Origin of the sequence: Arthrobacter sp. YA7-1 (assembly GCF_025960325.1) — a bacterium.
Lineage (GTDB): Bacteria > Actinomycetota > Actinomycetes > Actinomycetales > Micrococcaceae > Arthrobacter > Arthrobacter bambusae_A.
In genome coordinates this window covers 3,707,924-3,734,327 of record NZ_CP110114.1, presented here as the reverse complement: position 1 = coordinate 3,734,327, position 26,404 = coordinate 3,707,924, and the positions used below count along the sequence as shown (strand labels likewise).

General features: G+C 64.4%; 27 protein-coding genes. 15 read left to right on the top strand and 12 right to left on the bottom strand.

From position 1 onward, the window contains the following. Positions 1 to 159: 159 nt before the first annotated feature. The 7 genes from OIT41_RS17450 (at position 160) to OIT41_RS17420 (ending at position 6,392) form a co-directional block, all read left to right on the top strand. Positions 160 to 1,497 (top strand): MFS transporter, encoded by a 1,338-nt coding sequence (locus tag OIT41_RS17450; protein ID WP_078107546.1) that lies wholly within the window; start codon positions 160 to 162, stop codon positions 1,495 to 1,497. Then, complete coding sequence (locus OIT41_RS17445) at positions 1,497 to 2,411, top strand: transketolase (RefSeq protein WP_264636971.1); 915 nt, start codon at positions 1,497 to 1,499, stop codon at positions 2,409 to 2,411. The genes OIT41_RS17450 and OIT41_RS17445 overlap by 1 nt, the downstream gene beginning before the upstream one ends. Next, the gene (locus OIT41_RS17440) at positions 2,408 to 3,445 is read left to right on the top strand and encodes a transketolase family protein (RefSeq protein WP_413542293.1); all 1,038 of its coding nucleotides are present in this window, start codon (positions 2,408 to 2,410) and stop codon (positions 3,443 to 3,445) included. Before OIT41_RS17445 ends, OIT41_RS17440 begins: the two co-directional genes overlap by 4 nt. A 122-nt stretch (positions 3,446 to 3,567) precedes the next feature. Further along, the gene (locus OIT41_RS17435) at positions 3,568 to 4,227 is read left to right on the top strand and encodes a GntR family transcriptional regulator (protein ID WP_241710863.1); all 660 of its coding nucleotides are present in this window, start codon (positions 3,568 to 3,570) and stop codon (positions 4,225 to 4,227) included. A 163-nt stretch (positions 4,228 to 4,390) separates the two neighbouring features. Next, positions 4,391 to 4,558, top strand: a complete 168-nt coding sequence (locus tag OIT41_RS17430) for an antitoxin MazE family protein (protein WP_264636970.1) — start codon at positions 4,391 to 4,393, stop codon at positions 4,556 to 4,558. Then, positions 4,555 to 4,881: a type II toxin-antitoxin system PemK/MazF family toxin gene (locus OIT41_RS17425; protein ID WP_264636969.1), complete on the top strand. Its 327-nt coding sequence runs from the start codon at positions 4,555 to 4,557 to the stop codon at positions 4,879 to 4,881. Before OIT41_RS17430 ends, OIT41_RS17425 begins: the two co-directional genes overlap by 4 nt. Positions 4,882 to 4,991: 110 nt before the next feature. Further along, positions 4,992 to 6,392, top strand: a complete 1,401-nt coding sequence (locus tag OIT41_RS17420) for an MFS transporter (RefSeq protein WP_264636968.1) — start codon at positions 4,992 to 4,994, stop codon at positions 6,390 to 6,392. Positions 6,393 to 6,409: 17 nt separating this feature from the next. Here the strand turns inward: OIT41_RS17420 and OIT41_RS17415 are convergent, their stop codons facing one another. The 5 genes from OIT41_RS17415 to OIT41_RS17395 all read right to left on the bottom strand — a co-directional run bounded on the left by OIT41_RS17415 (position 6,410) and on the right by OIT41_RS17395 (position 10,896). Beyond that, positions 6,410 to 8,800 (bottom strand): excinuclease ABC subunit UvrA, encoded by a 2,391-nt coding sequence (locus tag OIT41_RS17415; protein WP_264636967.1) that lies wholly within the window; start codon positions 8,798 to 8,800, stop codon positions 6,410 to 6,412. 59 nt (positions 8,801 to 8,859) lie between these two features. After that, positions 8,860 to 9,219 carry a VOC family protein gene (locus tag OIT41_RS17410; protein WP_078107557.1) on the bottom strand — a complete coding sequence of 120 codons (360 nt, stop codon included), beginning with the start codon at positions 9,217 to 9,219 and terminating at the stop codon, positions 8,860 to 8,862. 115 nt (positions 9,220 to 9,334) lie between these two features. Beyond that, entirely contained in the window at positions 9,335 to 9,808 is a 474-nt protein-coding gene (locus tag OIT41_RS17405; RefSeq protein ID WP_264636966.1) for an NUDIX domain-containing protein, read from the bottom strand. Positions 9,809 to 9,827: 19 nt separating this feature from the next. Then, positions 9,828 to 10,445 (bottom strand): TetR/AcrR family transcriptional regulator, encoded by a 618-nt coding sequence (locus tag OIT41_RS17400; protein WP_264636965.1) that lies wholly within the window; start codon positions 10,443 to 10,445, stop codon positions 9,828 to 9,830. 199 nt (positions 10,446 to 10,644) lie between these two features. After that, positions 10,645 to 10,896 carry a DUF2630 family protein gene (locus OIT41_RS17395; RefSeq protein WP_234753344.1) on the bottom strand — a complete coding sequence of 84 codons (252 nt, stop codon included), beginning with the start codon at positions 10,894 to 10,896 and terminating at the stop codon, positions 10,645 to 10,647. A gap of 159 nt (positions 10,897 to 11,055) precedes the next feature. Here OIT41_RS17395 and OIT41_RS17390 point away from each other — a divergent pair, with 159 nt between their 5' ends. After that, complete coding sequence (locus OIT41_RS17390; RefSeq protein ID WP_264636964.1) at positions 11,056 to 11,667, top strand: DUF1992 domain-containing protein; 612 nt, start codon at positions 11,056 to 11,058, stop codon at positions 11,665 to 11,667. 8 nt (positions 11,668 to 11,675) lie between these two features. Here the strand turns inward: OIT41_RS17390 and OIT41_RS17385 are convergent, their stop codons facing one another. Continuing rightward, positions 11,676 to 12,251, bottom strand: coding sequence for an SDR family NAD(P)-dependent oxidoreductase (locus OIT41_RS17385; RefSeq protein WP_264636963.1), 576 nt, complete (start codon positions 12,249 to 12,251; stop codon positions 11,676 to 11,678). Then, positions 12,248 to 13,012 (bottom strand): hypothetical protein, encoded by a 765-nt coding sequence (locus OIT41_RS17380; RefSeq protein ID WP_241710285.1) that lies wholly within the window; start codon positions 13,010 to 13,012, stop codon positions 12,248 to 12,250. Before OIT41_RS17380 ends, OIT41_RS17385 begins: the two co-directional genes overlap by 4 nt. A 98-nt stretch (positions 13,013 to 13,110) precedes the next feature. On the opposite strand from OIT41_RS17380, the gene OIT41_RS17375 reads away from it, so the two are divergent. Together OIT41_RS17375 and OIT41_RS17370 are read left to right on the top strand one after the other, a co-directional pair. Next, the gene (locus OIT41_RS17375) at positions 13,111 to 13,641 is read left to right on the top strand and encodes a MarR family winged helix-turn-helix transcriptional regulator (protein ID WP_241710286.1); all 531 of its coding nucleotides are present in this window, start codon (positions 13,111 to 13,113) and stop codon (positions 13,639 to 13,641) included. A 119-nt stretch (positions 13,642 to 13,760) separates the two neighbouring features. Continuing rightward, positions 13,761 to 14,063, top strand: coding sequence for a DUF4193 domain-containing protein (locus OIT41_RS17370; protein WP_059389433.1), 303 nt, complete (start codon positions 13,761 to 13,763; stop codon positions 14,061 to 14,063). A gap of 55 nt (positions 14,064 to 14,118) precedes the next feature. Here the strand turns inward: OIT41_RS17370 and OIT41_RS17365 are convergent, their stop codons facing one another. Further along, the gene (locus OIT41_RS17365) at positions 14,119 to 15,624 is read right to left on the bottom strand and encodes a CYTH and CHAD domain-containing protein (RefSeq protein ID WP_241710287.1); all 1,506 of its coding nucleotides are present in this window, start codon (positions 15,622 to 15,624) and stop codon (positions 14,119 to 14,121) included. A 408-nt stretch (positions 15,625 to 16,032) separates the two neighbouring features. Between OIT41_RS17365 and OIT41_RS17360 the strand changes: the two genes are divergently transcribed. After that, positions 16,033 to 16,332 (top strand): hypothetical protein, encoded by a 300-nt coding sequence (locus OIT41_RS17360; protein WP_139359653.1) that lies wholly within the window; start codon positions 16,033 to 16,035, stop codon positions 16,330 to 16,332. A gap of 35 nt (positions 16,333 to 16,367) precedes the next feature. Here OIT41_RS17360 and OIT41_RS17355 read toward each other — a convergent pair whose 3' ends face one another. From OIT41_RS17355 to OIT41_RS17340, 4 genes are all read right to left on the bottom strand, one after another. Continuing rightward, positions 16,368 to 17,639 carry an MFS transporter gene (locus tag OIT41_RS17355; protein WP_241710288.1) on the bottom strand — a complete coding sequence of 424 codons (1,272 nt, stop codon included), beginning with the start codon at positions 17,637 to 17,639 and terminating at the stop codon, positions 16,368 to 16,370. A 118-nt stretch (positions 17,640 to 17,757) separates the two neighbouring features. Further along, on the bottom strand, positions 17,758 to 18,099 hold the full coding sequence (locus OIT41_RS17350; protein ID WP_241710289.1) for a hypothetical protein: 342 nt from the start codon (positions 18,097 to 18,099) through the stop codon (positions 17,758 to 17,760). 172 nt (positions 18,100 to 18,271) lie between these two features. Continuing rightward, entirely contained in the window at positions 18,272 to 19,984 is a 1,713-nt protein-coding gene (locus tag OIT41_RS17345) for an alkaline phosphatase family protein (protein WP_241710290.1), read from the bottom strand. 219 nt (positions 19,985 to 20,203) lie between these two features. Then, positions 20,204 to 22,378, bottom strand: a complete 2,175-nt coding sequence (locus tag OIT41_RS17340) for a transglycosylase domain-containing protein (protein WP_241710291.1) — start codon at positions 22,376 to 22,378, stop codon at positions 20,204 to 20,206. 205 nt (positions 22,379 to 22,583) lie between these two features. Here OIT41_RS17340 and OIT41_RS17335 point away from each other — a divergent pair, with 205 nt between their 5' ends. From OIT41_RS17335 to OIT41_RS17320, 4 genes are all read left to right on the top strand, one after another. Then, complete coding sequence (locus OIT41_RS17335) at positions 22,584 to 22,856, top strand: hypothetical protein (protein WP_241710292.1); 273 nt, start codon at positions 22,584 to 22,586, stop codon at positions 22,854 to 22,856. An 87-nt stretch (positions 22,857 to 22,943) separates the two neighbouring features. Beyond that, complete coding sequence (locus tag OIT41_RS17330) at positions 22,944 to 23,876, top strand: threonine/serine dehydratase (RefSeq protein ID WP_241710293.1); 933 nt, start codon at positions 22,944 to 22,946, stop codon at positions 23,874 to 23,876. A 103-nt stretch (positions 23,877 to 23,979) separates the two neighbouring features. After that, positions 23,980 to 24,555: an adenylate kinase gene (locus OIT41_RS17325; RefSeq protein ID WP_241710294.1), complete on the top strand. Its 576-nt coding sequence runs from the start codon at positions 23,980 to 23,982 to the stop codon at positions 24,553 to 24,555. 41 nt (positions 24,556 to 24,596) lie between these two features. Further along, a complete protein-coding gene (locus OIT41_RS17320) occupies positions 24,597 to 26,402 on the top strand; it encodes a glycoside hydrolase family 15 protein (RefSeq protein WP_241710310.1) in 1,806 nt (601 codons plus the stop codon). Positions 26,403 to 26,404 lie beyond the last annotated feature (2 nt).

Below are 26,404 nucleotides of genomic sequence, written 5' to 3'. Positions count from 1 at the left end.
TGATGGGAACCACAGTAGCTAAGTTAACTGTCAACAGTCAACCCTTGAAGTTGACTGTTGACAGAAGTAGATGATGCAGGTCACACTGGCATATCATGTGTTAACAGTCGACAGTGCTGAAGCGCCAAGCCTCAGTCGCTCTTCGAAAGGGATTCACCAATGAGCAAAGAAGCTCTGACCATGCGCGGTCCGGTCCACGGCACCAAGGACGCCAGGCGCGTTGCCATCGGCTCCGGCGTCGGCGCGGTCATCGAAACCTATGACTTCATCGGCTTCGGCACCGCGGCTGCCTTGTACTTCGGAACGGCATTCTTCCCCACGGGCGATCCCGTGACCGGCACCCTCGCAGCCTTCGCGACCCTCGGCGTCGGCTTCGCCGCCCGTCCCATCGGCGGCATCATCGGCGGCCACCTGGGTGACAAGCTGGGGCGCAAGCCGGTCCTCGTCGCGTCCCTCATCCTGATGGGCGTGGCCACCTTCCTGATCGGCCTTCTTCCCACCTACAGCCAAGTGGGCCTCCTGGCGCCGGCGCTCCTCGTGTTCGTCCGCATCGTCCAGGGCCTGGCCTTCGGAGCCGAATGGGGCGGCGCCATCCTGATGAGCTATGAGCACGCACCATGGAAGAAGAAGGGGAAGTACACGGGCATCGTCCAGGCCGGATTCCCCGTGGGACTGCTGCTGGCCAACCTGGTCTTCCTCGTCAGCGTCCAGCTCGGCGGCGAACTCGCCTGGCGCATTCCGTTCCTTGCCAGCATGGTGTTGGTGGTCGTAGGCCTGATCATCCGTTCCAAGGTCCCGGAATCCCCCGTCTTCGATGAGGTCAAGGACAGCGGTGCCATCGTGAAGTCGCCCATCGTCGAGGTCTTGAAGACCGATTGGCGCAACATCGTCAAGGGCATCGGCCTCCGCATTGCCGAGACCGCAGGCTACGCCGTCTCCATCACGTACATGATTTCCTACCTGAACGGCCAGCACTTGGCCGATAAGACCCAGACCCTGGTGGCCCTCTGCATCGCTTCGGCCATCGGCATCTTCGCGACCCAGGCCTGGGCGCGGCTGACGGACAGGATCGGACGCCGCCCCGTCTACATCTGGTCATGCGCCTTCGCCGTACTCTTTGCCATTCCGATGTTCCTGCTGGTCAACACCGGTTTGTTCATCTTCATCATTGCCACCATCGCCGTCTCCTACGGCGTCTGCCAGAACTCCCTCGCCGGCGCCCAAGGCGCTTGGTTCCCCGAGCTGTTCCAAGCGAAGACCCGCGCCTCGGGCGCCTCGCTGGCCTACCAGATCTCCGCCACGATCTCCGGCTTCACCCCCTTCATCACCACCCTGCTCTTCGTCGCCATGGGATGGATGGGCCCGGCCTTGCTCTTCGGCCTGTACGCCGCGATTGGTCTCTGGGCAGCTTTGGCTACCCGCGAAACCTGGGGCAAGCGGGAGCGTCAGTTGGCCGATGAGGCCACCAAAAGCACTCCCCAGTCGGTGAATGTCTAATGGTGGTGGTACAGGATCAATTCACTGCCGGACGGGTGGGAGAAACCGTGAAGGACCGCATCGAGCGGGTGCGCGCAGCCGCCAACCGGATCAGGCACCACGCCCTTAATATGGGCGAAGTCCAGGGCCAGGGCTACGTAGGCCAGGCCCTCGGAGCGGCGGACATGCTCGCCGCGGTCTATGCGGACCAGCTCCGCTACCGCGCCAATGATCCCGAGTGGGAGGACCGGGATCGCTTCCTGCTTTCCACCGGGCACTACGCGATCGGCCACTACGCAGCTCTGGCCGAGGCGGGGATCATTCCCGTGGAGGAACTCGAAAGCTATGGTTCGGACGATTCCCGCCTGCCCATGTCCGGGATGTCGACGTACACGCCGGGCATGGAAATCTCCGGAGGATCTCTTTGCCACGGGCTCTCCATCGCCGTCGGAATTGCCCTTGGCCTCCGGCACCGCGCGCAATCGGGGGAGGGCTCCAGCGCGAGGGTGTACAACTTCCTTTCCGACGGTGAGTTGGACGAAGGTTCCACATGGGAAGCCGCCATGGGCGCGCACCATCACCAATTGGGAAACCTCACCGCCCTGGTGGACATCAACGCGCTGCAGGCGGACGGCAAGACGGACACGGTCCTCCGGACCGAACCCGCGACGGAGAAGTGGGAAGCCTTCGGCTGGTACACGCAGCGGGTGGACGGGAACGACGTCGGTGCGTTGCTGGCGGCGTTCGACAATGCCGCCGCCCGGGCCACCGCCGTCGGGCGCCCTTCCGTGATCTTGTGCGACACGAAGGTGGGCCGCGGCGTGCCGCTGCTTGAAGAACGTGAAAAGGCGCACTTCATGCGCATCGAAGAACACGAATGGCAGCTCTGCCGCAAGCAACTGACCGCAGGATCCACCGGGAAGGCCGGCCGATGAGCACCGTCACCGCGTCGAAGGGCGCCGCCTCGAGAGGCACAGCACCGCAAGGCGCAGCCCCCAAGCTGAAAACCTCAGCGATGATCGCGTCCTTCGCGGATCCCGGCCAGAAGACTTCTTCCGCGCCTTTCGGCCACGCGTTGGTCAAGGCTGCCGAGGCCGACCCGCGTATCGTCGGACTCACCGCTGACCTCGGCAAATACACGGACATGCACATCTTTGCGAAGGCCTTCCCCGAGCGGTTCTTCCAGATGGGCATGGCCGAGCAGTTGCTCTTCGGCGCGGCAGCGGGGTTGGCCGAGACCGGCCTGGTGCCGTTCGCTTCGACTTATTCTGTGTTCGCCGCGCGCCGGGCCTACGACTTCTTGTGCCTCGACATCGCCGAGCCGAACCTCAATGTGAATATAGTGGGCGGACTCCCGGGCCTCACCACGGGCTACGGCCCCAGCCACCAGGCCACTGAGGACATGGCGATTTTCCGTGGAATGCCGAATCTGACCATCGTCGATCCGTGCGACTCCGTAGACATCGAACAGGCCGTGCCTCAGTTGGCGGCCAGCGACGGACCTACGTACCTGCGCCTCCTTCGCGGCAACGTCCCCACCGTGCTGGACGAGTACGACTACACGTTCGAACTCGGCAAGGCGAAGGTGCTGCGCGGCGGCAACGACGTCGTGTTCGTCTCGAGCGGGTTGATGACCATGCGCGCGCTGCAGGCAGCGGAGGCGCTCGCGGCGCACAAGGTGGATGTCGCCGTCGTGCACGCGCCCACCATCAAACCGTTCGACGCCGCCACCGTCCTGGCGGAACTGAACACCGACCGCCTGGCCGTCACGCTGGAGAACCACAGTGTGGTGGGCGGCCTGTTCGAAACCGTGGCCTCCGCCGTCGTCTCGGCCGGGCTGGGCAAGCGCGTGGTTCCCGTGGCACTTCCGGACGAGTTCCTCGATGCCGGTGCCCTGCCTACCCTGCACGAGCGCTACGGATTGTCGGTGCAGCGGATCGTGGCGAAGGTCCTCGCGGAACTCGGCTGAGCCTGGTAATTCCTTGGCAGGAGCGCGGAGCAGGCGTGGGCCGGTTCCGCGCTCCTGCCGTAAGATCAACAGTTAACACACCGACTGTAAACAGTCGACCACTGACATTGAGGACGGACAAGATGGCCGGAGCAACAGCACCCCTTCTGGGACTGGAAAAGAAGAGCCTCCGCGAGCAGGCGCTCTCCGCCTTGCGCACCGCCATCACGAGCGGAGAGCTGGAACCTGGAAGGCACCTCGTGGAAACCGAGCTGTCGGACATGCTCCAGATCAGCCGGGGGACGCTCCGGGAGGCCCTGCGGCAACTCGAGCAGGAGGGCCTGCTGTCTGCTGGACCGCGTGGCCGGCTTTCTGTCCGACACCTCGATGCCAAGGAAATCCGCGATATCTACTCCGTGCGGGCGGCCCTGGAGTCCCTCGCGGCGCGCACGCTCTGCGAGCTGCCGGACCGCCAACCGGTGATCACTTCGCTGCGTACCGCAATCGACGCCATGGCGGCCGCCGCCAAGGGAAGCCTCGAGGAACGGATCGAGTCCGATCTGGAATTCCACCGCACCATGTGCCGCCTCACCGGCAACGAGACCCTGCTCCATTCCTGGGAATCGTTGGAGGGATCCATCCGGATGTCCATCATGTTCGCCGGACTGGAAAAGGGCGTCAAGAACATGAGCGTCGAGCGGCACCACGACATCGTGGCGGCCATCGAGACCGGGGATGCATCCCTGGCGCGGAAGACCATCCTCGAGCACATGGACAGCGCCGCCGCGGAGCTGGTGGCTTAAGCGCCCGACCGCGGGTGCCCGACGGCGGGTGCCCGACGGCGGCGGGCGGCCTTGCGCTCGCCGCGCTTCCGAGGGACATCTCCGTGCTTGTCGCCACAATTACGTTACATGTAACATCGATGCTATGACAGTCAGAGATCGGGTTAGTGAGTACCGTAAGCGGATGCGCGAACACGGCTTCCGCCCAATCCAGGTGTGGGTGCCTGACGTTCGAGCCGATGGATTCGACGCGGAAGCACATCGGCAAGCTGCTGCCGCCGCAGCTGCCGACCGTCACTCTGATGACCAGGACTTCATCGAGGCTGTGTCAGCGCCCTGGGACGAAGTGTGAACCGCGGCGAACTCTGGACCGTGGCCGGCGGCGTCTACGCTTCCAAGCCACGGCCAGCGTTGGTCATCCAGGATGACCGATTCGACGTCACCGATTCCGTCACGGTTCTTCCCCTGACAACAACCCTGATCGATGCACCCCTCCTGCGGGTCAGTGTCTCAGCCTCGGAGTTGTCCGGCTTGCGGCAGGAAAGTCACGTGATGATCGACAAGTTGACGACGGTCCGGCGTTCCGGTGTGCAAAGCCGGGTCGGCCGCTTGACAGCCGCTCAGCTCGTTGAGATTGAAAGGGCTTTGCTGGTGTTCCTCGGACTTGCCGGCTAGCACACCGTCAGGGGCCCCGACCGCGCTCGCTGTGCTTACGATGGGGTCACTGCCAGTACCCCTCAGGACAGAGACTCCCTTATTTTCTGCATGGGCTGTTTCGTTAAACCATGACTCGTCCCGAAACCACTTTTCCGGCTCCGGTTCCTCCCTCAGCCATGGCCGATGCTCCCCGGGCACTGCTCACGCTTATCATTGCGTCGCTAGGGTTCTTCCTGATCACCCTCGACATCCTGATCGTCAACGTCGCGCTCACCAGCATCGGCAAGGAACTCGGGGGCGGAACGGCAGGCCTGCAGTGGGTGATCGACGGCTACACGCTGATGTTCGCCGCGTTGTTGCTGTTCGCAGGGAACCTGTCAGATCGGATCGGCGCGAAAAGGGCGCTGGGATGGGGTATCGCCCTCTTTCTGGTGGCGTCGGTCGCGTGCGCACTCGCGCCGACGTCGGGAGTGCTCATTGCCGCCCGCTTCCTCCAAGGAGGTGCGGCATCGATCATGCTGCCGGCATCGATGGCGCTGATTCGGCAAGCCTTTCCCGATCCCCGCCGTCGGGCACATGCCCTTGGGATCTGGGCGGTTGGCGGGGCCGTGGCCGGAGCCGTAGGCCCGCTTGTCGGCGGCCTCCTCACCACACTGGACTGGCGGCTCGTGTTCGGGATCAACCTTCCCGTCTGCATCGCGATGCTCATACTCCTGGCTGCCGTCGCCAGGTCCCCGCGACGGCCGACTCCGTTCGACTGGGCAGGCCAGGCCGCAGCGATCGTTGCCTTGGCCGCGTTGATGTACGGACTCATTACGGGAGGGACCGAGGGCTTCGGCACGGTGCCCGTGATCGGTAGCTTGGTGCTCGCAGGGGTTAGCCTCGCGGCTTTCCTTTTGATCCAGGCGCGTGGCCGGCACCCGATGATGCCGCTTGAGCTGTTTCGCTCCACTGGCATGAGAATTTCGCTCTCGGTCGGTTTCGCGTTCATGGTTGGCCACTTCGGGACCGTCTTTGTGGTCAGTCTGTTTCTCCAACAGCACCTCGGGCTGACACCTCTTCAGGCCGGTTTCACGTTCCTTCCTTCGGCGGCGTTCAGCATCGTCGGGAACATCGTCAGCGGAACCCTCTCGAACCGCTTCGGGACGCGGGTGCCGGTGGTCGTCGGATTGACGTCCATGGTGGTGGGGCTCACCGCGATGCTTCTCACTGCGCCGCTGGGGTCGCCGCTACTCGTCGGTATCTTCTTGATTTTCACGGGTTCGGGGGGATCGATCGCGATGCCGCAGGTCACCGCCGTCGTACTCGCGAGCGTCCCGAGTGAAAAGGCAGGTACGGCAAGCGCGGTCTTCAACACCTTCCGCCAAGTGGGCGGCGCCGTCGCCATCGCCGTCTTTGGCGCCCTCATCGCGGACCGCACCAACTTCGTCCACGGAATGCAGACCAGCTTCATCATCGCGGCGTCGCTTCTTCTTCTCACCGCGCTCGCCAGCCTTTTCATCCACTCGCCGGACGCCGCCAAGAGTTAGCCAGCCGTCCCGTTTAGTCACCCGCCCACGTAGGCCGCCAGGTGCTCGCCGGTGAGGGTGGAACGCCCGGCAACCAGATCTGCGGGCGTGCCCTCGAAAATGATCCGTCCGCCGTCGTGACCGGCGCCCGGTCCGAGGTCGATGATCCAGTCGGCATGCGCCATGACAGCCTGGTGGTGCTCGATGACGATGACCGACTTCCCGGAGTCCACGAGCCGGTCGAGCAAGCCAAGCAGCTGTTCGACGTCGGCGAGATGCAAGCCCGAGGTGGGCTCGTCGAGGACGAGCACGCCGCCCTTTTCGCCCATGTGGGTGGCCAGCTTGATCCGCTGCCGCTCGCCGCCGGAAAGGGTGGTGAGAGGCTGGCCGAGGCTGAGGTATCCGAGTCCGACGTCGGCCAGGCGCTGGAGGATCGCGTGGGCTGCCGGGATCCTTGATTCGCCGGCAGAGAAGAACTCCTCCGCCTCTTTCACCGACATCGCCAACACTTCAGCGATGTTGCGGCCGCCGAGGCGGTACTCCAGCACCGATGCCTGGAACCTCTTGCCTTCGCATTCCTCGCACGGAGTGGCGACGGTGTCCATGAACCCGAGATCCGTGTAGATAACGCCCGCGCCGTTGCAGGTGGGGCATGCCCCCTCGGAATTCGCGCTGAACAGCGCAGGCTTCACGCCATTGGCCTTCGCGAACGCCTTGCGGATGGGCTCGAGCAGTCCCGTGTACGTCGCTGGATTGCTCCGTCGCGAGCCCTTGATCGCCCCTTGATCAATGGAAACGACGCCGTCCCGCTTGGACAACGAGCCATGGATCAGCGAACTCTTCCCTGAACCTGCGACGCCCGTGACCACAACCAGGACCCCAAGCGGAATGTCGATGTCGACGCCGCGCAGGTTGTTCTCGGTGGCCCCGCGGATCTCCACTGCACCGGCGGCTGTCCGCACCGCTTGCTTGAGGGTTGAGCGATCCTCAAGGTGGCGCCCGGTCAGGGTGCCGCTGGACCGCAGCCCTTCGAGGGTACCTTCGAAGACCACTTCTCCGCCGGCGGTGCCAGCGCCGGGACCGAGGTCGACGACGTGATCGGCGATCGCGATCGCCTCCGGTTTGTGCTCCACGACGAGCACGGTATTGCCCTTGTCCCGCAGCTGCAGCAGGAGTTTGTTCATGCGCTGGATGTCGTGCGGGTGCAAGCCGATGGTGGGCTCGTCAAAGACGTAGGTGACGTCGGTGAGCGAGGAGCCCAGGTGCCGGATCATCTTGGTGCGCTGCGCTTCACCGCCGGACAGTGTGCCGGCCGGCCGATCGAGTGAGAGATAGCCAAGACCGATCTCCGCGAACGAGTCGAGGAGGTGCCGCAGCCCTTTGAGCAGCGGTGCCACTGAGGGTTCGTCGAGGCCGCGCGCCCATTCGGCAAGGTCGCTGATCTGCATCGAGCATGCGTCGGCAATGCTGATTCCCTTGATCTTGGACGAGCGGGCGGCTTCGGTGAGTCGGGTGCCATCGCATTCGGGACACGTGGTGAAGGTGATCGCCCGCTCCACGAAGGCGCGGATGTGCGGCTGCATTCCCTCCGGGTCCTTGGAGAGCATGGTCTTCTGGATCTTCGGGATCAGGCCTTCGTAGGTGAGGTTGATTCCCTCGACCTTGATCTTGGTGGGCTCCTTATGGAGGAGGTCGTGGAGTTCCTTCTTCGTGTACTTGCTGATCGGCTTGTCCATGTCGAAGAACCCGGAGCCGCTGAAGATGCGGCCGAACCAGCCGTCCATGCTGTAGCCGGGAATCGTGAGGGCGCCCTCCGAGAGCGACTTGCTGGCGTCGTACAGTGCGGTGAGGTCGAAGTCGGTGACCGAGCCCCGACCTTCGCAGCGCGGACACATGCCGCCGGTGATGCTGAAACTCCGCCGCTCCTTCGTCGTCGTACCGCCGCGCTCGAAGGTGACCGCGCCCGCGCCGGAAACCGAGGCGACGTTGAACGAGAACGCCTGGGGCGATCCGATGTGCGGCTGGCCAAGACGGCTGAAGAGCATGCGCAGCATGGTGTTCGCATCGGTGGCGGTACCGACGGTGGAACGGGTGTTCGCGCCCATCCGCTCCTGGTCGACGATGATCGCCGTCGTGAGTCCTTCGAGCAGGTCCACATCCGGCCGCGACATGGTCGGCATGAACCCTTGCACGAAGGTGCTGTACGTCTCGTTGATCATGCGCTGCGACTCCGCGGCGATCGTGGCGAACACGAGTGAACTCTTGCCCGAGCCGGAGACACCCGTGAACACCGTCAACCGACGCTTCGGCAGCTCGATGCTGATGTCCTTGAGGTTGTTCTCCCGCGCGCCCTGCACGCGAATCAGATCGTGGGTGTCGGCAGTATGCAGCTCAGGCGACTGCGTGTCGGTGCTCGTGGCGGTGCTCATCGTGTCTCCATCTTTCACGCGGGATCGTCCTGGCGGTTTCCGTGGGCAAGTCCGGTTGGCTATTGAGGATCTTGAAGCAGCCCGAGGACGTTGCCGTCCGGGTCGGTGACGGTGGCCACCAAGCGGCCGCCTCCGACGTCGCGGGGTGCGTCCTTCAGGGTAGCGCCGGCGGCGGTTACCTCTGCCAGCTTCGCCTCGATGTCCGAGACGTGCCAGTAGGCGACGGGCGAGGTCATGGCCTGCGGGCCGCCTCCCGGAACGAGCCCGATGTGCTGGCCCGCGACGTCGAAGCCGACGTAATACGGTCCGTCGGCCTGCGGCGGTGTCCCGAGCAACGCGGTGTACACCGCCTTGGCCGCGGCGAGGTCGGATACGGGATGCAGCACGGTCTTGATTCCCTCGTTGGAAGAGTCGCTCATGATCACTCCTGGAGTCATTAGGGGACGAAGCTGGCGAGGACGGTTGTCCATGACCGCCATTCTAGGCGCGGCCCGAAAGCGGCGCTTCTCCATTCCTGACCGGTCCGGGCCGGGCTCAGCCACCACTCCCCAGGTGCAGGATCAACGCGTCGAGGATCGGCACCTGCCCGCCTACCAGTTTGGTGCGGGCAACGGCCTCCGTGGCCCAGATGGCGTCGTCAATCTCCGGATAGCTCCGAACGACGCCAGATCCGCGTGGCCATTCCAGCTCGAAGGTGTTGCTCACGATCCTCTCCGGTTCAAAATCCGACTCCGCGGTGAAGGCCGCCACGAGCTTGCCCGACGGTTGCCGGAAGATGCCCAGCTGGTGATAGTCGACGTCGGGCGGGGGAGTGCCCATCTCCTCGGCGAACTCACGCTTGGCGGCGACGAGCGGATCCTCGTCTTCGGGGTATTCGCCTTTGGGGATCGACCAGGAACGTGCATCCTTGTGGGCCCAGAAGGGGCCGCCCATGTGGGCTATCCAGAATTCCAACTCCGCCGCGGAATTCCGCCGGTATAACAGAATGCCCGCGCTTCGAATTGTCATTTACCCTCCCAGGCATAAGTTATCCGCCGGGTCCGGCGGTCGGAACACGCAGCACGGCCATGGACTCAAGCAAATACGGCACCAGATCCGGCTCCGTCCCCACGGCCCACTGCATCCACGCTTCGAAGGTCGCACCGAGATACGCGGCGCACAGATAGCCTGCCGCGCTTTCGCTGACGCCCTGCGAAACGAGGTATAGCCGTGCCCGGTCCCGTTGTGGGGCCAGGGCGTCGTAGCTCCTGCTCGCCAGCTCCGGGTGTTCTGCGATCAGGCGCAGGCGCCCGCGCGTCACGGTAAGGTCCGGGAGCGCCGAAACCCCGGCGACGGCGGCCGCCGCCAGCCCGGCGAGGATGCCGCCGTCGGACGGCTCCGCTGTGCGGGCGTTCTCCAGCGCCCGGCCCGAGGCTTCCACCACCGGTTCCATGCCGCCCCAGACGAGGTCGGCCTTACTGGGGAAGTAGCGGTAGAGGCTCTTCCGCCCGATTCCGGCCTCGCGTGCGATGTCCTCCATTGATGTCCGCTCGTAGCCGTTCTCGGCAAAAAGCCGGAGCGCGACGCCGGCCACGGCGTCCGGATCAATCGTCGCCGGGCGTCCGGTGGAGCGCCCGATGACGGGCTTCGTATGGTCTGAGGGCATCTCTCCAGTATCCACTCTTACATAATGAGACTGAGTGTCATTATGTAAGAGTGGAACGCCACCAACGGCCAGGCCACGGCCCTGCGCGTCGCGAAGGAAAGCGGCCGGGGCATATCGTCGTTGCCCCTGGCTGCCCCGTGAATCAACGTCACCGTGCTCATGCGCCTGACCCGTGCCGTGGTCGGCGCTGTAGGGCGGCTCAGCCGGTGTAGCCTTCCACCTGCTTCGGGGGCCGTGGCTTCGCCTCGTTCGGGTTCTCCCCGTACTGTCTCTTGGCCCGTCGTTGCCGCAGCAGGTCCCAGCACTGATCCAGGTCCTGTTCAATGCGCTCCAGCCTTGCGCGGTCCGGGGCGTGCGCAGGACCCGGCGGGGCAGCCTCAGCTTTCTCCCGGAGCTCCCGTTCCTCCTCCACGAGTGATTGGATGCGGTGGAGAATGCCCTGTTCGTCCATGGTGACCCTCTTCCTGAACTAGCCGTTACCAGTCAGGTTAGTGAGGTGCGCTGGGCGTGAACAGAGCCCGTGTTCGCCAGAGCCATGCCGGAGGTCTTCGGTTTGCGGAATACTAGGACGCAGATTCAAGATTTCCGCAAGCGAAGGCGGTGATTAGCCGTGAACGGCGAAAGCAGTGCATTCAAGCGCCGGCTGGAGCGAGCCATGGAGCTGCGGAACGTCCGCGCGACCGGCATGACGGCCGAAGAAGAAGCCGAACTGGAAGCCGCCGAAGAAGAAGAACGGCAGAAGCGCAAGAAGGTGGATGACGCCGCGCGGGTTGAATACCTGATCCGCGACGCCATGGCACAAGGGAAGTTCGACAACCTGAAGTACGCAGGCAAACCGATCCCCGGGCTGGGGGAGCGCTACGATCCCGATTGGTGGGTCAAAGGCCTCATTCAGCGCGAGCATCTCAGTGGCCTTGGCCCGAAGGCCATTCTCCTCCGGACCGAGGATGCCGAACTGGATGCAAAGCTCGATGCGCTTTACTCGGAAAAGCAGGTGCGCGATCTGGTGGAGGACTTCAACGCCCGGGTCATCGACGCGCGGCGCCAGCTCCAGGGCGGCCCGCCGGTGATCACGAAAACCCGCGACGTCGGCGTCGAGCTGGAACGCTGGCGCGAGCGCCGGGCGGCGGCTGCCGAGGCAACCGCGGCCCGGGAATCCGTGAACCAGGAACCTGCGGGCAAGCGGCCGTGGTGGCGCCGTATCTGGAAAGGATCGGGGTAGGTCGGGCCTCAGTGGCTTCTGCTGGTGTTGAACGCTGGCGTTCCTGCCAGCCGGCCGCCGTCGACGGCGAGAACGGTTCCGGTGACGAACGAGGACTGGTCCGAGCAGAGCCAGAGGGCCGCCGCAGCAACATCGGCCGTGGAGCCGATCCGGCCCAGCGGCACAGCGGCGGCGACGCGATCCTGGGCGGCCTGGCCCGCCTCTGCAAGCCGCTCGGTGAGGATAGAGATCGCGCTGTCGAACTCCGCGCTCGCCCACTCGGCCAGGGGTGCCGGGATTCGACCGCCGCCTGCGGCATTGTTGACCGCGACGTCCAGCCGGCCGAAGCGATCCCGGATCCGGGCCATGAGGGCTTTCACCGAGTCCTCGTCGCCCACATCCACGGTCATAGCCACCGCATTCCCGCCGCCCGAAGTAATGGCGGCAAGCTGTTGGGAGAGGCGGGCGTCGTCACGAGAGGCAAGGACGACGTCGGCGCCGGCGCCAGCCAGCACAGCTGCGACCTCCGCACCGATTCCGCGGCTCGCTCCGGTGACTAGCGCGACCTTGCCGGACAGCGGCCGGATGGGATCCGCCGTCGTCATGGCGTTGTCCGGCTTGCGCGGTGCATTTGGCTTGCCCCGGACGCATGCGCCCGGGGTTCTTGGTTCGCTGCTGCCCGGGTGCGCGGGAGCAGGAAGCCGGCGGCAACCAACCAGAGCAGGCCGCCGAAGCGTCCGATCGGCAACAGGAACTGAAGGGGCTCGATCGCCATGGACAGGAAGCTCAACTCTGACAGTGCGGCAATGACCAGGCCGGTCCAAGCCAGCCAACGTGGCATGAAGCCCAGGATCAAGGCGGGGACGGCCACGCCCGCCATGAGAAGGCCGATTCCGACGACGAAGCCGACGCCGCCGGTGATGAACGCGAGGAATGCGAGTGCGTGGGTGAGCGTCACATCCGCGGTGATTTCGGGCCGGCTCAACAGCCACGTCACGGAACCTGACAACATCAGGAAGAGCGCTGAGCTGACGCCGCCAAAGAAGCTGATGGCCGGTCCGGGAACACGAACCCCGAGCCGGAGCTGCCGGGCGTAGATGGTAGCCGCGTAGATTCCCAATGGCACTGCGGAGCCGAATTGGAGCATTCCGCCGACTCGCGTCGCGGCGACGTTTTGCTGGAAGAATGCGGCCACATGCTCCGCCTGGGCAAAGGGCGAGACGAAGGTCTGGCCTCCCGTCAGTATTGCGGACGTGATGAGGCTGGCGAGGAAAATGCCCAGGCTGACGAGGGCTAGAACGCCGGGGTGCGGGCCGCCCGACCGAGCTGGACGGCCGCCTTCATCGGGAATAGAACGACTACTCATGGCTGGACCTTTCTAGTGCTGGCCGATATCTCGTAATTGCATCACTACTAAAATAGTTCACCTCTAGAATTATTCTGTCAAGCATGTATCCTGAATCCATGGACTTAGCCACGCCGGGCCGGCCGAAACGGACTGCTTTTCTTTTGTCGCAGCTAGGGGCCGTGGCCTCCTCCCGCTTTGCCGACCGCACCCGGGAGATCGGGCTCACGCCCAGCGACGCCGGTGTCATCCGCCTGCTCGGTCGCGCTCCGGGATTGAGCCAGCGCCGGCTTGCGGACCGGCTCGGTGCCGTCCCCAGCCGGGTGGTCTCACTCATCGACTCGCTTCAGGAACGCGGCCTCGTGGAGAGGGTCCGCAGCAGCACGGACCGGCGGAACTATGAACTCCATCTCACCGACGCCGGCAAGCGCGTGCTGCGGGAACTGCGCGGAATCGCGGAACAGCATGAAGCAGAGATCCTGGCCCCGCTGACAACGGAGCAGGTCACGCAACTTGGCGACTTGCTCGTCCAGCTCGCCAACGGCCACGGGCTGGACAGGGAGCTCCACCGCGACGTCGGCCGCGAGCGTGGAGGGGCGGCGGACCTGACGGCCGATCCAGGCCCTGAGCCGGCTATCGGGCCGCGTTAAGCCGCCTGGAACGGACGTGACGAATAGGGCACGATTTTTGCCACATTGTGGGGAATAGCAGCCGCATGGTGTATGTTGCACATTCGCCAGCAAATATACAAGAGAAGAGATAACCCCAGGTGGCAACCGATTACGACGAACTCCGCTCCGACGTCGCGGAATCCCAAAGCACGTCACTTCAGGCCCTGCAGTCTGCCAATGCTCCGGATGCCCGCAGCGTTGTACGGGAGCTTGACGAGGCCGATGCTTTTGAAGGCAACGAGGTACCAGGCGGCGAATTCGTGGCCGAGGAACTCATCATTGCGGTCGTTCCCCAGAAGGAAGACGAGTTCACGTGCTACTCCTGTTTCCTCGTCCGTCACCGCTCCCAGATTGCCCGTGAAAAGAACGGTCACGCGTACTGCGTAGAGTGCGAAGGCTGAGCCTCTGAGATCCAATCCACGTGCCGCTTAGCCATCTCCCTCACCGTTACGTTCATCACAGGGGATGTAGGCGCTTCTTCTTGGCGAGCTTTTCATAACGTGCCCCGGAATCCGCTGCTCGCTGCTCTTCGGCAGCGAGCAAGGGGCGGTATGGCGAGTTGTCCTCCACCGATCCGCCGGTATCGCTCGCGAGCCGGAGCAGCACCGAGCGGCTGACAACGCTGTCCTGGTGCTCTCCTAGGATCTTCTGGATCTTCTGGGCGTTGCGGGCCAGTTTCACAGCGGGTTTCCTGTGGACGTCCCGCAGCGCTTCGGCTGCATGGCGCAGCCGTTTTGCGTCTTTACGGACCTGATGCAATGCCCTGTCGCCTTCGACGCCGGTTTGCCCGGCCGCTGCCTTCTGGGACCGGCGCAACCGCTTGACCGCTTTCCCGGCCAGCTTGGCCGTGACGGGACGGGCCTTCTTCCCCGCACGAGGTTTCGCGGGAGGCTCGTCGCGGAATTCCTCGAGTGACTCCAGGAGCCGGAAATAGCGTTTCGTTCCCAAGGAGCGGAGCATCTCGCGATACCCGGAGTTGAAGGCGGCCTCGAGTTCGTCATTGATCCTGCTGGCAGCTGGAGCGGACACCGAGCCGTCGGGTTGTTCATTCATCAATTCCCCGATCCGGTCCCGCAACACCTCGGCATCCCGTGCCTTGCCCAGGACCTTGCTCAGCCATTTGAGTTCGGCCTTGAGCTGATCCACGGCATCGGCGTCGAAGAGCTTGCCGTAAGCGGACAACGTCGAGCGGAGCCTGCGGGTGGCCGAGCGCATGCGGTGAACAGCGTCGTCGACGCCTTGCCGGACTCCGGAATCCAGTTCGGTGATTTCAGCGATCTGCGCGGCGATGTAGGCAACTATTGCGTCGCCCGCAGAACCCTTCCGACGTGCTTTCGGCGGCGCCGGCACGGCTGCCGGCCAGGCCGTGCCAAAGGCACGCGCAAGCTTGGACGCATGCCCGGAGGGGGTTGCGCCGGCCTCTGACAAGACACTCTCCGCGCTCTCGAACAGGGATTCGTCGCCGTGGACCAGCTCGATTTCCCATTCCCGCCAGCGCCTCTCCAGTTGCCTCGGGTGCAAGGTCTCTGCGGTCACGTGGTCATCCATGAAATCGGCCAGCGTGACGTCGTCGCTTCCGTGTAGCCGGTGCAAAGTGCGGCGGGTATGGATCCTGGCCACGGGCCTGAGCTCCTCGCCGCGGGTGAAGACGATGAGACGCTCCGCCAGCTCCTCCGGGACGATCTCAGGCTGCCCCAGCGGCGCCTGGATCTCCACGCGGTTGTCCCGGTCTGCCGGCAGTTTCAAATGCCAGCCTGAATCGATGCCTCCGGAGCGGCGCCGCAAGGTGATCCGGTGCTTGGCAAGGACCAGGCCTTCTGTATCGAAGTAGACGGCCTCGAGTTGATGATCCGCAGGATCTGCGACCTGTTCGACGCCGGTGATGTCCTCGAACGCGGGAAGGGGCGTTTCCAAGTCGGCGTCGTACTTGCGCTCTGTTTCCACGGATTCCTGGGTCGACATGCCGTTTCCCGTCCTTCTCGTAGCTGGTCCGCACCTATAGGCATCCTCCCACTAGGCCTCCTGCAGGGAAAGAGCGGTCAAGGTTTTACAACCCCGGTCCTTCGATTCCCTAGACCGGAATCCGCCCAAGCCCTAAGATCACTCTGACGGCACCAGCCCTGCGCTGATCGATGTCCGTCGCGGTCTCACCCTTAAGCGTGAGCGCCGGGTCCGTTCTGCGACTCCTGGGTCTTCGAACGGGCCCGGTCGACCTCCGCCGGGACCAGCCAACAGGGCCGCCAAATCGGGACATGAACCCGTGGCCTCGCCGCGCGCCCGACGCAATTCGCGATGGTTAGAGAGTAATTACTCGCAGAGGGTGACGGCGGCCCGACAACGGAGGATGCTTGATTGATGGGAGGGAAAATCATGACACGAGATGTGAGTCATTTCGAGCGCCTTTCGGCGTGGACTGAAGATGACATGAAGCCAGCCGTCGGCAAGCTGTTGCGCGGCGATGGCGTGCCTTCCGAATCGCAGGAAGACCGCCGTCCCTCGCCCTTGGACTTCCAGATTCCCGGAGAACTGGACCGCGCCCTGGAGTCGGCTTCACAAACGCTTAGCCTCACGCCCAGCGAGATCTTGCGCGAGGCCCTGTCCGAATGGCTGGGGAGCCACGGACAGCCGGCCACGGGCCACCATCCGTTCGGGAAGCACACCGCGCTGTAACGGCGGCCGGGCTGCGGGTCGCGAAGCTCCAGCCCTTACTGGCGTCTGCCCTGGACAGCGTCGCCGTGCCGCGCAGAGCGGAACGGAGAGGCCGCAAGGAGCAACGCCGCCGCCGCGAATCCCGCAATTCCGATCCACAACGTCGGCTGGTATCCGATTGATACCGCGAGGAGTCCGCCGGCCGGTGCGCCGACCACGATCATCGCGCGGTTCGCGGACCGAATTGTGGTGTTCATGCGTCCTTGCAGATGGTCCGGTGTTACCGCTTGCCGGTAACCCATCTCGTTCGCGTTGCTCAGTCCCAGGGCCAGTCCGTAGACGGCCTGCCCCGCGGCCAGCAAGAGAATCACGAGCCACTTCTGTCCGTTGCCGGTAGGCACGACGGCGATGATCGCCCAGCCGACCGACATGAGGAAATTGCAAATGATCACCGCACGCCCGGCACCCCATCGCATCCCGAACCTGGTCGAGAAGCTGCTCCCGAGCAGCCCCGCGACGCCGGCGGCCGCCAGCGTGATGCCAAGCTCGAAAGGCGACAACCTCAATTCGAGCAAGACGAAGGATACGAAGACTGTTCCGAGCATGCTGTTGGCGAGGAACCAGACGTGGGATCCGACGGCCATTGGCGCAAGAACGCGGTGCCGGTAGACCCAGCGGAGTCCCTCGGCGATCTCCGCGCGGAGGCCTCGCAGGGATGAGCCGGATACTTCCCGGGGCTCCACAACACGCACCCGGGAGATCGCCAGCGCGGAAAAGAGATAGGACACGGCGTCGGCGAGGACAGCGAAGGGAGCCCCCAGGAGCGTGACCAAGCCGCCGGCAACCAGCGGGCCGGAAGTCTGGGCGACGGCATCGCTTTGGTCGGCCCTCGCGTGTGCAGCCAGCAAGTCCCGCCTGCCCACGATCCGAGGGAGGAACGACTGGGATGCCGCGTCGCCGAAGAGGGAGAACACGCCGAAGAAAGCTACGAAGACGATGAGGACAACGAGGTTCAGCCGTCCCACGGCGTAGAGAACAGGAATGGCCAGCAGGAGGATGCCCCGCGCAAGGTCTGTTCCCACGAGCACGGGCTTCCGCGGCCGTCGGTCGACGAGGGCACCTGCGAGCAATCCGAAGAAGAGATAGGGGAGCCACCGGGCAGCGTTCAGCAGACCGACGTCGGTTGCTGTTCCTCGGAGCGAATCCAGCACCAGGACCTGCAGGGCCAAAGTGGTGATGTAGGTTCCAAAACCCGACACTGTGTAGGCCGACCAGAAAGCCAGGTAGCCGGGAATCCGGAAAACGTCCCGCGGGTTCGAACCATCCATGCGGTCAGCGTCCGTTCACAGGCAGGATGAAGCCGACACAGCGCACGCCATACCGACGCAATGCACCCGAGGACTGGGCAGCCATGGCCAGTCCTCGGGTCCGGAATGCAAGCTGGCTTTAGCCGCCGCAGTACTTGCTGTAGTTGGTGCCCGCGTTCTGGTAATCGTTCTTCAGCGCGTTGAGCTTCGCGGTATCCGGGCTGTCCTTCGAGGACTCGTCAAGGTAGTCCACGATCGTCTTCAGGGTGGGCTTCAGCTCATCCGAGGACACGGTTTCGATCGGGCGGAGCTGGTTGGCTACCCGGATGGTTCCCGTTTTGTCCGTGGTGTTCGTGGGGTTCGAGATGACGGTCTTGACCCGGCTGCAGGTGTCCGCGGTGCTCAGCTGCTGCGGTGCGGAGCAAGCCGATGCGGAGAGGACGAGCCCGGCCGCGAGCAGGGCTGTGGTGATTTTCTTCATGGTTCCCTCAGTAGTTGCTGACGTTTGATTGTAAGCAGACGTCGCGTGGCGCCCAATGCAGCTTCGCCAGCCGAACGGTTCATTTCGTGCGGCCACGGGTTCGAAGATCACACTGGAGGGGCCCCGCGGCCGTCCGGCCGCGGGGCCCCTCCAGTGTTCGAAGTGCGCTGGATCAGCGCTGGGGGAGTGCCTTGGTCCCCTCGATCTGCACGGCCTGCAGCTTGTTCGGATCCAGGCCAAGCGTCTTCAGGATGGTCGGCGCAATCTGCGTCGTCTCAACGGCGGTGGTCACGGTCCGGGCGTGTTGGTCGTTGCCGCCTGAGATCACGAGGGGCACATCGCGGTCGTCCGCGCTGGCTCCGCCGTGTTCAGCGATCTTGGCCTTGCCGCCCGTGTACACCACGCCGGTCTGGGCGATGCCCAGGATGTCCGGGTAGCGTGCGTCGCTGGTTTTGGTGCCGAAGTAGTTTGCAACCTCACTGCCCGCGTAGACCTTGCTCAACCCCGAGGTTGTCACGGTCTTGGCGGCACCGTTGACGTCGTTGCCGGCGGCCGAGTGCGCTGCCAGGTAGTCCTTGGCGAACTTGGCTGCCGCCTGCGAGTGGTCCGAAAGCCACAGCTGCATGATGTCGTCGTCGGTGGAGAAGGCCACGAGGTCTGCCGAGCCGGGGTGCGCCGACTTCCATGCCGCGTTCAGGCCATCGATGATTGCGCTGTCAGGAACCCTGGTCAGCGTCGAAGAGTCCATCGGCGACTGTCCGTGCTTGGCCGAAAGCATCACCGTGGTGTCCTTGGCGTGACCGGAAGCGGCCAGCTCGGACTCGAACTTGCCCACGGAAGCGTTGACGAAGTCCAGGGCTTTGCTCAAAAGCGGCCCGGGGACGGTGCCGCCCTGAAGGTAACCTCCGGTGAGGCCGTCCGACGTCGGGAGCTTCTGTGCCGTCGAGACGGCCTGGAAGTTCATCCCGAAGATGCCCGGTACTCCGGCTGTCTTGGTGCCGGAGTGGTCCTTGCCGTCGATCTCGTTCAGCACGGCCTGGACCTTGTAGCCGTCGTACTGCTGGGTAGCGGCGTTGTCCTGCGTCCAGTCGCCAGTAAACGGAGCGGCGGCCTTGCTGTTGATTTCCGGGGTGAAGAGGTCATCCAGGCCCTTCCCGGAAGGGCCGTTCAGGATTTCATAGGCCGGGTGCTTATCCGACCATGCGGTGGTCAGGCCAGCGCTCTTCGCCACTTCGAAGACCGTGTTCACCTTCAAGTACTGGTGCGGGTAGACCGGCTTGCACGTCGCCGGGTCAACCGGGAGGGCTGCGGGGTCCAGGAGCGAACCGGGCTGTCCGGTCATGTTCAGGATGCTGCCCGGAAGCCCGGGCAGGCCCTGGCCGGCGTCGAGGGCGTTCTGGTCCTTGTCCGCCGCTTCGGTGAAGGCCACCTCGGCGCCGGGCGCGGTGTTCTTGCAATCCGTAGTGCCTGCCGGCAGGAGTGCCCGGTTGAAGGTGTCGTCATAGTAGACGCCGGTGGTCCCGGGATTGCCGCCGGTCAGCTGGCCGACCATGCCGGGGAAGGAATCCGAGGGCACGGGAGTCTGGGCGTGCGTGTAGCTGGTGCCGTGGTTGACCAGCGACGCGAGCGCCGACGTCGGGTGGTTCTTCACGTAGAGATCCAGGTCCTTCTGGTGAAGGCCGTCCACCGAAAGCAGCAGGACGTGCTTCGCCGTTTCGCCCTGGCCGCCCTGGCCCTTGCTGCCGTCTGATGCCTGCTGGCCCTGGACGTCCTGGCCGCCGCGTGAAGCGTCGTCGGCCATCGCCGGCGCCACCGCGGACCCGGCCACCAGCACGGCCCCCAGGACCGCTGCTGTGGCAAGCCTGTTTTTCTTGGCTGTCTTCATGGAAGTAAGACCCTTCGCTATTGCGTTCTTATCGTTCGAGAATGCGTCCCCGATTGATTCTTGTTGCGGGGAGGGCCTCCGTCCCCCGAATTGGGCCGCACGGCAGAAACGTTCACGACAGGTTCAATTGCGGGTAGCCGAACTCTTCCGGAACTCACAGGAAATCCGCGTAACCCCCGGGGTTGTGCAGGCCGTCGTGTCCCTCATCGACCGGAATTCTCACCGGGAAGGACTCGGCGGGGGCGTGCCCGTCATGGACGCGGGCGGCGCAGGGAAAGCAGCCGCCGGGTACAGCCCGGCGACCTGTGTCATGTAGTTGGCCCACTGCGGCCCCGCCAGCATGTATCCGTCGATGGCGGTGTAGAACTTGCCGTTGATCGTGACGTTTTGTCCGGCCCGGCTCTGTCCTGCCATGGTGTCGCCGAAGAAGGACGCCGTGGCGAGCCCCGTGGTGTATCCGACCACCCACGTGGAGCCGTTGCTGTTGTTCGTTCCCGTTTTTGCCGCGGTGGGGAACATGTCCTGGACTTTCGGCTGAATGTAAATGCCGGATCCCCGCTTCAAGACGTCCTGGAGTGCCGAGTTGACGCCCCGGGCAACCTCGGGCTTGATGGCGGGGTGGCATGAACCGGCTTGGGCGGGCAGCTTCCCGCCGGAGGGATCGGTGATGCCCACAATGGCGATCGGCGAGCAGTACGTGCCGTCGTCGGCGAAAGTGGCAAAGGCGTCGGCCATCACGAGCGGCGATATTTCGGTGCCGCCGAGGAGATTGCCCAATTGGTGCATGTTGACCGGTGCGTTGTCCACGCCACTGTGGAGGCCCACCGCGTCCACCACCTTCTGGATGCCGCAGAAGTCCAGTTGGGCCGCCTCGGCAAAGGTTGCGGTGTTGATGGAGTTGTAGAGCCCATAGTTGACGGGCATGGGACGGTAGTAGCCCTCGTCGTTGTTGCGGAGATCGTCAGCTGTGCCCAGGCCGGCAATTCTCTGGGCCGTGCTGTAGCCGCCCAGTACCCGCCCGCAGCTGTCCCTCCAAGGGAATCCTAGTGGGTAGACCCTCCTCGACGCGTCCACCACCGTGGTCATGGACTTGCCCTCGTTGAGCCACTCCGTGAAAGTGAACGGCTTCATGGCGGAACCCGGCTGGAAGCCTCCGGCTCCGTTGAGATCATTGCCGTTGGCGTCTTTGGAATCGACATTGAAGTTGAGTTGGGTATCGAATTTTCTGGGTTGGGGAAGAAATACCGTGTTTTGCGCCATGGCCAGGATCTTGCCCGTGCCGGGCTGCACTGTGACCAAGGAGGCGCCCCATTTGTCCGGGTTCGCGCCTGCCGTGGCATCGACCTGTGTTTGGGCGACTGCCTGGAGCCGGCTGTCCAGCGTGGTGGTGATCGTCAAGCCGCCGCTGTACAGGAGCTGTTCCCGGTCCGTGACGCTGGCACCGTACGCAGGGTTGTTGAGGATGAGGTGGGAGATGTAGTCGCAAAAGTACGCGGCCATGTTTGCGGCGGCGCAGCCTTGCTTCGCTGGTGTGATGGTGAGCTTCAAGGGAGTGACGACGGCGGCGGCATACGCTGCCTGCTGGATCTTGCCCTGAGCGAGCATGTCGGACAGCACCAGGTTGCGGCGCTGGATGGCGTTGTCCGGATGGACGGAGGGGTCGAAGTAGCTGGGGCTATTGACGAGGCCGGCGAGCAGGGCGGCCTGCGGAAGACTCAGGTCCTTGGCGGAAACGCTGAAGAAGTGCTGCGCCGCGGCTTCGATGCCGTACGCGTCCCGGTTGAAGAACACGATATTGAGGTAGCCCTCCAGGATCTGGTCTTTAGTGAATTTCTTCTCCAGTTCGACGGCGAGTTTCATTTCGCGCACCTTGTCGCCAATGGTTTTCTGACCGCTGAGCACCACTTGCCCGGTCTGGCCTGCCGCCAAACGGGACTCGTTGAGTACGTTGGTCACGTACTGCTGGGTCAGGGTCGAGGCACCCTCGTTGGTGCCCTTGGTGAAATTGGATGCCAATGCCCTGAGAATCCCTTGGGGGTCAATGCCGCCGTGCTCGTAGAAGCGGTTGTCCTCGATGGCGACAATCGCTTCCTTGATGTAGGGCGACATCTGGTCCAGGCTGACCCGAACCCGGTTCTCGGCATAGAAGGTGGCGATCGTCCTTCCGTCCGCGCTGAGCACTTTCGTGGACTGCGACGGCGGGTTGACCACCAGATCACCCGGGAGGTTGTTGAAGTACTCGATCGAACCGCTGACGGCCATCCCGGCCGACGCTACGCCGGGGACCACGAGCCCGGCAGCCAGCACGCCGCACAGCGCACTCACCACGAAGAATCCGAAGATCCTTCGCAGGACCCGCGCCAAACCACTTTTCGGGCTGTTCTTCGGAGCCATTTTTCCAGCTATCGAGCGTGCGTGTTTACAGATTACGCCGCCATTCGTCCCTTCACATAGGCCCTGAAATCCGTGGCGACACGGCCCTCGTGGTTATGTTCGTCACTTCGCCCGCGCGCTGACCGTGTCCGGCGTTTTTGCGGATGCATACTGAAGTTATTCGGGCGCGGTGATGGAAGGCAGGTGGCAGCCGGTGGAGACGCTGATGGCTGTAGTGAGGAGCGAGTATTTTCCGGCGGGAGCCGTGCTCTTGGGCGTGGTTTTGTTCTGGACAATCGGCTTGCTCGGCGGGTTGTCCTGGTTGAGCGGAGCCCAGCAGCCCTTGGCAATCCTGACGTGGCTGATCTTCATCTACGGCGTGGTTGTGCTGTCTCCCCTCGCTGGAATCTGGGCCGCCGTGGACCTTGCCCGCCGTTGGTTGCGGAACCGCCAGGCCCGCCGGCAGCAGCTCGGATCGGCCGACGTCGAGTCCTTCTAAGTCCCCACCGGCGTGAGCCCACACGGTAGGCGATAGCCTGAGGCTAGCGCCTGCCCACGATCGGACCGCACGGAACGAGGACCTCCCATGATCACACGCGTCGACGTCGATGAAGCCGCTGCCCGGATTGCGGGGAGGATCCGCCGCACACCCGTCTTCGAGGCGGATGCCGGGACGGTGGCCGGACAATTGTGGTTCAAATGCGAGTTCATGCAGCACACGGGGACGTTCAAGGCGAGGGGCGCGCTCAACCGTGTGCTGGCCGCACGGGAACGCGGCGAGCTCAAGGAAGAAATCGGGATCGTCGTCGCCTCGGGCGGCAACGCGGGGTTGGCGAATGCCTACGCCGCAGCCCAACTCGGTGTGCCCGCAACCGTTTTTGTCCCGGAAACCGCCCCTGCCGTGAAGGTCAGGAAACTCAAGGCCAGCGGAGCCACGGTGGTCCAGCGCGGAACCGAGTACGCCGAAGCATTTGAGGCCGCCCTCGACTACGCCACGGAAACCGGGGCGGTCTACTGCCATGCCTACGACCAAGCCGAAATCGCCGCGGGGGCCGGAACCGTGGGCTCGGAGCTCCTGGACCAGCTGGGCGACATCGACACCGTGGTGGTGGCCGTTGGCGGCGGCGGGCTCATGGCGGGAATCGCGGCCGCCGTCGAAGGCCACGCCCGGGTTGTCGGCGTCGAACCGGACAATGCTCCCACCCTCTATTCGGCCCTCGCCGCAGGCGCACCTGTCGACGTTGCCGTCTCCGGGATCGCCGCGGATTCCCTCGGCGCCCGGCAGATCGGCCGGATCGGTTTCGACGTGGCCGTCCGCACGGGCGTCCGGACGGTCCTGGTGTCCGACGACGACATCGCCGCGGCGCGCTCGCTGCTCTGGGAGCAGTACCGGATAGTCGTGGAACACGGCGCAGCAGCTGCTTTCGCGGCCGTGAACTCCGGAGCGTATGTTCCTGCCGAAGGGGAACGCGTGGCCGTGATTCTTTGCGGTGCCAACACCGACCCCGCCACGGTCTAGGGGCGAGTCAAGCCCTGCCGCGAGCGCTCCGCAGTTGCTAAGCTCGAGCCACAATGCCGGGGCACGCGAAACCGCTTCACGAACGGACAGGTGACATTTGCGATTGATCATCATGGGCCCTCCCGGCTCGGGCAAGGGCACCCAGGCCGAACATATTGCCGGGCATTTCGGTATACCCGCCATTTCCACCGGAGACATCTTCCGCGCGCACGTTGGAGGCAGGACGGAACTCGGAGCCGAAGCGAGCAAGTACATGGACAGCGGCGAGTTCGTGCCGGATCACGTCACCAATGCCATGGTCCGCCAGCGGCTTGGCGGCGCCGATGTCCTGGCTGGGTTCCTCCTGGACGGATACCCCCGCACAACGGCTCAAATCGATGCCTTGGACGGCATCCTGGCCGGCAACCGGCAGGAGCTTGACGCCGTCGTCGAACTAACCGTCGACGACGACGAACTCGTGGCGCGAATGCTCCGCAGGGCGCAGGAGCGGGGCCGCAGCGATGACACAGCGCCGGTGATCCGGCGTCGGCTGGAGCTTTACCGCAACGAGACGCAGGCCGTGGTGGAGCGGTACTCCGAGCGCGGTATCGTGCTCGCTGTGGAAGGTTCCGGCCAGCGGGAAGAGATCACTGCCAAGGCCATAACCGCCATTGAATCAGCACTAGGAAAGGGACTGTGAACGGTCAACCGCCTATCGGCCAGAGAATCGAAGACTATGCGATGATCGGGGACCTGCACACCGCGGCCCTGGTCAGCACGACGGGCTCCATAGACTGGCTGTGCCTCCCACGTTTCGATTCGCCCGCGTGTTTCGCCGCGCTCCTGGATTCACCGCAAGCAGGGCGCTGGCTTTTGGCGCCTGAGGCCGGGGGAATCTGCACGCGCCGGCAGTACCGGGACGGAACCCTCATCCTGGAAACAGACTGGGAAACCGAGGAGGGGCACGTCCGGGTCATCGACTTCATGCCCCCGCGCGACGCCGTCGCGGACATCGTGCGGGTTGTTGAAGGGATCCGCGGGACGGTCAAGATGCGCGGCGAGCTGATCCTGAGGTTCGACTACGGGCACGTCGTGCCTTGGGTGCGCCGCGACAGGCATGGCCTCCGCGCCGTTGCCGGTCCGGACTCCGTCTACCTCAAGACCCCGGCGCCGTTGAAAGGCAAGGACTTCACGACGGTCAGCGAATTCACGGTGAACGCCGGCGACCACATCCCCTTCGTGCTGACCTGGGCTCCGAGCCACGAACGGCGGCCACGCACGGTCGAGGCAGATATCGCGCTCGACGACACCGCGGCGTTCTGGATGGACTGGTCCAAGCGTTGCACCGTCCGGGGGCCTTACCGGAAAGCCGTACTGCGTTCCTTGATCACGTTGAAGGCCCTCACCTACGCGCCCACCGGGGGCATTGTTGCCGCCGCCACCACCTCGCTGCCCGAGCAGATCGGCGGCCCGCGGAACTGGGACTACCGCTATTGTTGGCTCCGTGACGCCACGTTGACCCTCCAGGCCTTCCTCGCAGCGGGCTATACCGAGGAGGCCGCCGCGTGGCGGGACTGGCTCCTGCGTGCTGTGGCAGGCGACCCGGCCGACCTCCAGATCATGTACAGCCTGCACGGACGCCGGAGGTTGCCTGAGGCGGAGCTGACCTGGCTTTCGGGGTACCAGGGGTCGACGCCGGTGCGCACCGGGAATGCGGCAGCGGAGCAGCTTCAGCTGGACGTCTGGGGAGAAGTCCTCGACTGCCTGTCCCTGACCCGCGCATCGTTGATGAACGTCGGCGATGAGACCTGGGCAATCCAGACCGCCCTGATGCGCCACCTTGAGAGCACCTGGGACCAGCCGGACAACGGGCTCTGGGAAGTACGCGGCCCGCGGCGGCACTTCGTGCACTCCAAGGTGATGGCCTGGGTTGCAGCTGACCGCATGGTCCGCGGAATCCGTGAATCGGGGATGCCCGGCCCCTTGGATCGCTGGGAGGCTTTGCGGGACACCATCCATGACGAAGTCATGACCCACGGATTCGACGCGGACCGCAACACCTTTGTCCAGTCCTATGGGAGCAAGGAACTGGACGCGAGCCTTCTCCTGATCCCCAAAGTAGGCTTCCTGCCGCACGACGATCCACGCGTGATCGGCACCATTGACGCCATCCAGCGCGAGCTCACGGAAGACGGCTTTGTGCTGCGCTACCGTCCGCAGGACAGCGACGACGGGCTGCCGGGCAGGGAAGGAGTCTTCCTTGCGTGTTCCTTCTGGATGGTGGACGCGCTTTTGGGGGCCGGGCGCCGCGCGGAGGCGACGGCACTCTTCGAGCGGCTTCTGGCCTTGCGCAATGATGTGGGACTGTTGAGCGAAGAATGGGACGTCCAGGAGGGCCGGCAACTTGGCAATGTCCCCCAGGCCTTCAGCCATTTCGGCATGGTGCTCAGTGCCTTGCAACTTCACCACGGCAAAGCGCACCACAGCAATGTACCGATCGGCGGGGTCCCGCCGTCGGACACGTCGCCAGGGTCGCATGAATCGTAGCC